This is a genomic window from Mycobacterium scrofulaceum (genome assembly GCF_002086735.1).
Lineage (GTDB): Bacteria > Actinomycetota > Actinomycetes > Mycobacteriales > Mycobacteriaceae > Mycobacterium > Mycobacterium scrofulaceum.
Window position 1 is genome coordinate 1 of sequence record NZ_MVIJ01000100.1, and the last position, 7,206, is coordinate 7,206.

General features: G+C 71.1%; 3 protein-coding genes and 1 pseudogene. 1 reads left to right on the top strand and 3 read right to left on the bottom strand.

What is annotated here, in order from left to right; genetic code table 11:
• Positions 1-259 (top strand): annotated as a pseudogene (locus tag BST44_RS28440) (HNH endonuclease signature motif containing protein); the annotation flags it as partial.
• 36 nt (positions 260-295) lie between these two features.
• Here BST44_RS28440 and BST44_RS28445 read toward each other — a convergent pair.
• The 3 genes from BST44_RS28445 to BST44_RS28455 all read right to left on the bottom strand — a co-directional run.
• On the bottom strand, positions 296-3,013 hold the full coding sequence (locus BST44_RS28445; protein WP_083180007.1) for a circularly permuted type 2 ATP-grasp protein: 2,718 nt from the start codon (positions 3,011-3,013) through the stop codon (positions 296-298).
• On the bottom strand, positions 3,013-6,333 hold the full coding sequence (locus BST44_RS28450) for a transglutaminase family protein (RefSeq protein WP_083180008.1): 3,321 nt from the start codon (positions 6,331-6,333) through the stop codon (positions 3,013-3,015). Before BST44_RS28450 ends, BST44_RS28445 begins: the two co-directional genes overlap by 1 nt.
• 124 nt (positions 6,334-6,457) lie before the next feature.
• A partial coding sequence (locus tag BST44_RS28455) for a hypothetical protein (RefSeq protein WP_208619904.1) occupies positions 6,458-7,206 on the bottom strand: 749 nt, incomplete at its 5' end.

Genomic DNA, 7,206 nt, shown 5'->3' on the forward strand with positions numbered 1-7,206 from the left:
AGCCACCCGCCGCACCGACATCGACGACCTCACCCTGGCCTGCGGACCCGACAACCGGCTCGCCGAACAAGGCTGGACCACCCGCACCAACGCCCGCGGCGAAACCGAATGGATCCCCCCACCCCATCTCGACCGCGGCCAACCCCGCACCAACAGCTATCACCACCCCGAACGATTCCTCCACCACGGCGACGACGGCGACGACGACGACGGCAACGGCAGCAGTGACGGCGGCAGTGACGACGACGAACCCGGTTGACCCAGAACGCAACTCGATGCCCGACGGCTCAGAACTTTAGGCCGGCATCACCCGGCGCACGTCGGGTCCCCACAGCGGCTGCATGCCACCCGGCAACGCCAACTGCGTGGTCGTGATGACCTCGGCCAGCTCGCGCAGCCCCGCGTGCACGGAGCCCAGCAGGTCGTCCAGCTCCGCCCGCAGCCCGTCGGCGCTGACCGCCTCCAGCTCGGCGGGATGCGAACGGCGCAACAGGGTGCCGATCTCGTCCACCAGCCGCTCCGGGCGCGACGACCCCGACGCCCCGGGCAGGTCCTTGAGGTTGGCCCGCAGTCGCTCCACTTGATACAGCAGCGACCGCGGATTCTGCGCGTCGAACAACATCAGCTCGGCCACCGCCGCCAGGCTGACCTGGCCGGCGGTGCGGCGCCGGTAGATCACCGAAGACTCGCAGGCCACCAGCGTCGCCTCGATGATCGTCTGTTCGGCCGCGGAACGGCGCACGGCGGTCAGCGTGGCGCGCAGCAGCGCGGTCAGCCACAGCCCGCGTTCGATGCGCTTGCCGATGTCCATCATCGTCCAGCCCACGTCGCGCACCATCGACTCGCCGGCCACCCCCGCCAAGGTCAGCATCCCCGACAGCGTCTGCACCTGAGCCGACGCGAGCAGCGCGTCCGCCTCGGCGAGGGAGTCCGGCGGCTCCCGGCGCTGCGCCAGCGCGCGTTCCACCCCGGCGAGCACCATCCACGTGTCGTTGGACATCTGGTCGCGCACCGCCCTGGCGGCCAGCGCCAACCCTTCCACCGACTGCACGAGGGAGCCGGGCCGGTCGGGATCCACGGTCAGCGACCACAGCGTCGACGGGGCGACGGCGATGACCTCGGCCCCGTCCCCGGCGGTCTCGCCGGCCCCATCCCCGGCGCCGTCGGTCCCGGTGATGCGGCCCAGCGCGGCCATCAGCACCGGCACGCACTCGCTTTCCTCGGTGTGCTGCTGATGGCGGTAGACGTGGAATCGGTCCCGGGCGACGAGCAGCAGCCGCGCCATGTTCTCCGCGCGCTCGCCGTAGCGGCCGATCCAGAACAGGTCGGACAGCACGCGCGGCGAGCTGACGCCCCAGGTGCCCGCGGCCGTCTTCGCCGGGGGCACGGGCGACGGCAGGATCACCGCCTCGGCCCGCGCACGCTCCGTCGGGCGCACCCAAACATCCTTGGCCGCAACGGTTTGCAGCGTGTACGCGGCCGGTCCGGGCGCCAGGACGTAACCGACCCCGCCGATCATCGGGGCGTACCCGCTGCGCTGGGCGACGTTGAACAGCCGGATTCCGACGGCGGCCGACGACAACACCCCGGCGTGATCGGTGGGCGCCGACGAGAACTGCGGCAGCTCCTGGCCGATCCACTGCCACGGCATCTTCTCGATGCGGGCGGCCAACTGCGCCAGCTGATACGACGAAAGCGTCGGCCCGACAAGGGTGTTCTCGCCGATGGTGGACTTCACCAGGAGCGAGGACAGATTGGCCAGCAGGTGCGAGCGTTCGGCGGGGATGCCGCCCCAGTAGACCGGCGCCGTCTGCAGCAACGGGGCCTCGGCGAGCAGGCGTTCGGACAGCTGGGGCAAAAACCGAAGCAGCCCAGGGTTTTCCAGGATTCCGCTGCCCAGGGTGTTGACGACGGTCACCGTTCCGCGGTGAGACGCCTCCACCAGGCCGGCCACGCCCAGCCGTGAGTCGGCGCGCAGGTCGAGCGGGTCGGCGTAGTCGGCGTCGACCCGGCGGAGGACGACGTCGACGCGTTTCAAGGTGCCCAGCGAGCGCATCCACAACTTGCCCTCGCGCACCACCAGATCCGCGCTCTCCACCAACGGAAAGCCCAGCAGCGTGGCCAGGTACGCCTGGTCGAATGCGGTTTCGGAGAAGATTCCGGGGCTGAGCACCACCACCACCGGGTCCTGCGCGTCGTCGGGTGCGGCGTCGATCAGCGCCAGCCGCAGCGCCTGGGCGAACGGCGTCGTCGGCCGCGGCACGATCCGCTCGTACAGGTCGGGTACCGAGTGCGCGACGACGCGCCGGTTGGCCAGCGCGTAACCGGCGCCCGACGGCGCCTGCGTCCAGTCGGCGTTGACCCCGAAGGTGCCGTCCGGCAACCGGCTGACGTCGCACGCGTGCAGGAAAAGCTGGTGGTGCCCGGGCACTTCGATGCCATTGGCGGCCCGCACGTAACCGGGATGGGCGAACAGCAGCTCCGGCGGCAGGACGCCCTCGGTGAGCAGGCTGCGCGGCCCGTACAGGTCGGCGAGCACGGCGTCGAGCAGTCGGGACCGCTGCACCAGCCCCGCCTCCAGCACCTCCCACTCCGCGGCGGACAGCACGATGGGCAGCGTGTCCAGGATCCACGGCCGCGGCTCGAGGCCGTGCCCGCCGGGTTCGACGTCGGTATAGGTGTCGGTGTAGGTGATGCCGTCGCTGTCGATCAGGCCGCGTACCACCGAGCGCAGCCGGTCCAGCCCGGCCCGGCCGCGCTCCGCGATCGTGTCGGCCAGCTCCGTCCAGGCCGCCCGCACGTTCCCGTCCCCGTCGACGAACTCGTCGTAGCCCGCGACGGGACCGTGCCGCAGATCGAAGAGCGCCTCCTGCGCGCGCGCGGCCCGGTACCCGGCCAGCAGGCGGTCGGCGTCGTAGCCGTCTTCGTAGCGGCCTTCGTAGCGGTCCTCGCGGCGGCCACCTGCGGCCGGCGGGGCCGCGCCGGTGCCGAACGTCATGTCCGCGTACGCCATTACCGCTGCACGGTACGCACGCGGCGCAGGTCGAGGATGCCCGGCGCGCCGATGTCGGTGAAGATGCGCGCCTGTTTTTCCCGAATGTCGGACAGGTCGAGCTTGCCGGGGGTGAAGCCGGTGGCCTCGAAGCGGCGGGCGCGGCGCGCCTCGGCCTCGACGGCGTTGACGGGCGGCTCGTCGTAGGCCCGGCCACCGGGATGAGCCACGTGATAGGTGCAGCCGCCGCGCGACGTGCCCGTGGTCAGATCCACCAGCTCGAACTGCAGCGGGACGTCGGTGCTGATGGTCGGGTGCAGCGCGCTCGGCGGCTGCCACGCCTTGAACCGCACCCCGCCGACGTGGATGTCGGGATTGTCGGTGGCCAGCAGCGGCGCCGGGTAGCCGTTGACGGTCACCACGTAGCGGTGGCGGTCGGCGCCGATGACGCGGATCTGGATGCGCTCGACCGACGAGTCGACATAACGGGCGGTGCCGGTCGCGGTGGCCTCCTCGCCGAGCGTGTTCCACGGCTCGATCGCGCCGCGCAGCTCGATCTCCACGCCGTCGAACACCGCGGTGCCGATGCGCGGGAAGCGGAACTCGGTGAACGGGTCCAGCCAGCTGGTCTCGAACGCGATGCCGTGCGCGCGCAGATCGGCGGCCACGTCGGCGATATCGTGGATCAGGAAGTGCGGCAACAGGTATCGGCCGTGCAGGTTGGCGCCGTGGCGGATCAGCGGGGCGCGCAGCGGCTCGTCCCAGAACCACGCCACCAGCGAGCGCACCAGCAGCGACTGCACCATCGCCATGCGCAGGTGCGGGGGCATCTCAAACCCGCGCAACTCCAGCAGGCCGAGCCGGCCGCGCGGGCTGTCGGGGCTGTACAGCTTGTCGATGCAGAACTCGGCGCGGTGGGTGTTGCCGGTGATGTCGGTCAGCAGGTGGCGCAGCGCGCGGTCGATCATCCACGGCCGCGGGGCGTTGCCGCCGAAAGGCCCTGCGAGGCGGGTGATCTCGGCGAAAGCGATCTCGAGTTCGTACAGCGCCTCGGCGCGGCCCTCGTCGACCCGGGGAGCCTGCGAGGTGGTGCCGACGAACCGGCCGGCGAACAGATACGACAGCGACGGGTGCCGCTGCCAGTACGTCAGCAGCGAGACCAAGAGGTCCGGACGCCGCAGCAGCGGGGAGTCCGCGGGCGTGACGCCACCCAAGGTGATGTGGTTGCCGCCGCCGGTGCCGCCGTGGGTGCCGTCGACGTCGAAGGACTCGGTGGAAAGGCGGGCGAGTCGGGCCTGCTCGTAAAGCGTTTCGAGCTGCTGGCGCTGCTCGGCGAAGCTGGCCGTGGGCGCGACGTTGACCTCGATGACCCCGGGGTCCGGGGTGATCGTCGTCGAGCGCAGCCGCGGGTCGGGCGGGGGGTCGTAGCCCTCGAGGACGACCGGCCAGCCCGCCTTGGTCGCGGCGGCCTCGACTCGGGCGACGAGGTCGACGAAGTGCTCCAGCGCCTCGGTGGGCGGCATGAAGAGGTGGAGCAGCCCGTCACGCACCTCGGCAACCATCGCGGTGGGCGGGGCGGTGTCGGGGTCTTCGACGACCGCGGTGCCCGACTCCGTCGGCAGTCGGTCTCCGGCGGCCTGGGGATCGGCGTCGAACGCCGGGCGCGGTGGCCGCCAGCTGATGGAATCCAGCGGCAGGCGCAGGCCCGCCGGGGAATCGCCGGGCAGCAACATGATTCGGCCGCGGCGCAGCCGCCAGTCGGCGCTGGCCCAGCCCAGGCCGTCGGCTCTACGGTGTAGCGGAAGCACGAAAGCCACCGGCGCCGTGACGGATTCGTCGAGCCGGGCCAGCAGGGCGGCGCGGCTGGCGGGAGTGTCCGGGGCGAGATCGTCGGCCGGGTCCACCGGGTCGCCGTCGGGCTGCCGCGCCTTGGCCGCCAGCCGGTGCAGCGGGTCCTCGTAGGCCGCCCGCACCTGGGAAAGCGGCAGCCCCAGGCCGTCGGCGACCCCGGCCAGCAGGTGATAGCCCGCGTCGGCGTCGACCGGGTCCGAGCCGTCCGTCCAGGGGTCGGCCAGCAGCGTGTCGTCGCTCCACAGCGGCCGCCCGTCGGTGCGCCAGTACAACGCGATCTGCCAGCGCGGCAACGGTTCTCCCGGATACCAGCGTCCCTGCCCGCGCTGGATCAGCCCGCCCGGCGCCCACTCGGCCTTGAGCCGCGCGGCCAGGTCGGAGGCGCGCCGCCGCTTGTGCGGGCCGTCGGCGGCGGTGGTCCACTCCTCGGCGACCTGATCGTCCACCGACACGAACGTCGGCTCACCGCCGATGGTCAACCGGACGTCGCCGGCGGCCAGCCGGTCGTCGACGCGCCGGCCGACCTCGCAGATCGTCTGCCACGCCTCGTCGGTATAGGGCAGCGTGACACGGGGGTCCTCGTGGATGCGGGTGACGGTGTTGGAGAACTCCAGCACCGATTCGCACGGCTCGGTGCCGCCGGTGATGGGCGCGGCCGACGCCGGCTGCGGCGTGGCGGCCAACGGGATGTGGCCCTCGCCGGCGAACAGCCCCGACGTCGGGTCCAGCCCGATCCAGCCCGCGCCGGGGATGTACACCTCGGTCCAGGCGTGCAGGTCGGTGAAGTCGGCGGCGGGGCCCGACGGCCCGTCCAGCGCCTCCACGTCGGAGGCCAGCTGCACCAGATAGCCGGATACGAACCGGGCGGCCAGCCCGAGCCGGCGCAGGATCGACACCAACAGCCACGCCGAGTCGCGGCACGAGCCGACGCCGGTGCGCAGGGTGTGATCCGGCGTCTGGACGCCGGGTTCCATCCGCACGCTGTAGGCGACGTCGGCGTTGACGGCGCGGTTCAGGGCGACCAGCAGGTCGATGGTGCGCGTGCCGTCGGCCACCGAGAAGTTGTCGAGCCACGCCCGCACCAGCTTGCCCGGGCCCGAACCGTCGCCGTCCTCGTCGACGGGCCGCAGGTATGGCTCCAGGTCGTCGGCGAGTTCCTTGGGGTACCTCAACCCCTGCGCCGGCCACGTCTCGGCCCAGTCCTCGATGAAAAAGTCGAACGGGTTGATCACCTTGAGGTCGGCGATCAACCCGACCGTGATCGTCAGCCGCCGCGTGGGGTTCGGAAAAACAAGGCGCGCAAGGAAATTGCCTACCGCATCCTGTTGCCAGTTGATGAAGTGCTCGTCGGGTTCGATGCGCAGCGAGTACGCGTCGACGGGCGTGCGGCAATGCGGCGCGGGACGCAGCCGCACGACATGCGGATACACCCGGACCGGCCGGTCAAAGGTGTAGCTGGTGCGGTGCTCCAGCGCGACTTTGATGCTCATGACATGGTGATCTCATCACAGGCGGCACACGGCCGCAGCGCACTGCGGCCCCGGCTTACAGCTCCGTAACTTCGGGCGGCCGGTGTTGATGCCCGGCTGTTGTGCCCGGCCGTTATGCCTGCTGTTAAGCCGACTGCGGTCCCGGCTGGTAACCCGGCTGCGGCACGGGGACCACCTGGCCGCCGCTCAGCCTGCGATAGGCGTAGACGATCAGCAGCGACCCGACCGGGGCCGCCACCAACATGCCGACACCGCACAACAGGAACCCGACGATGGCGGACGCGAACACGATCAGCCACACCAGCAGCGCGTTGACGAAATTCGACCCGGCGAGCGAGAAGCTGGACGTGAAGCCCTTGATGGCCGACTCCGAGCGATCGATCACGAACAGCGCGGTGAACTGGGTGAAGATGCCCAGCACCAGACCGGGGAGGACGCACGCCGCCCACGCGATCGAGGTGAGGACCTCGACGAGCAGGACGGCCAGAAACACCATGCCGAGGTTGCGCGGCCGGAAGAACGAGCCGACGGTCACCGCGCGACCGTCGGCGAGGTCGAGGCAGCCGGACAGGAACGCCGACTGCGCGAACGCGCTCACCGCGTAGGCGACCAGGTAGCCCAGCGCCAGCAACCCGTACCCGGGGCCGGTCAGGTTCGTCGTGAACGTGAAGTCGTAGTCGTCTGACGTCGTTCCCGTGTTCATGTTCTGGCTCAGGGTGATCAGCGCGAAGGCGGCCCCGATCAGCAGCCCGTAGACCAAGGTGGGGACGATCAACGCCACGGCGTTCTTGGTGAACGTGTTCCACGCCCAGTTGAACCCGTCGAGCACGATGATCGGGCGCTTGGGCGGGGCCCCGTAGCCGGGGGGTGGGC

What these genes read in the sequence shown, in the direction of transcription:
- BST44_RS28445 (WP_083180007.1), bottom strand. Translation starts at nt 3,013, where the DNA reads ATGGCGTACGCGGACATGACGTTCGGCACCGGCGCGGCCCCGCCGGCC.
- BST44_RS28450 (WP_083180008.1), bottom strand. Translation starts at nt 6,333, where the DNA reads ATGAGCATCAAAGTCGCGCTGGAGCACCGCACCAGCTACACCTTTGAC.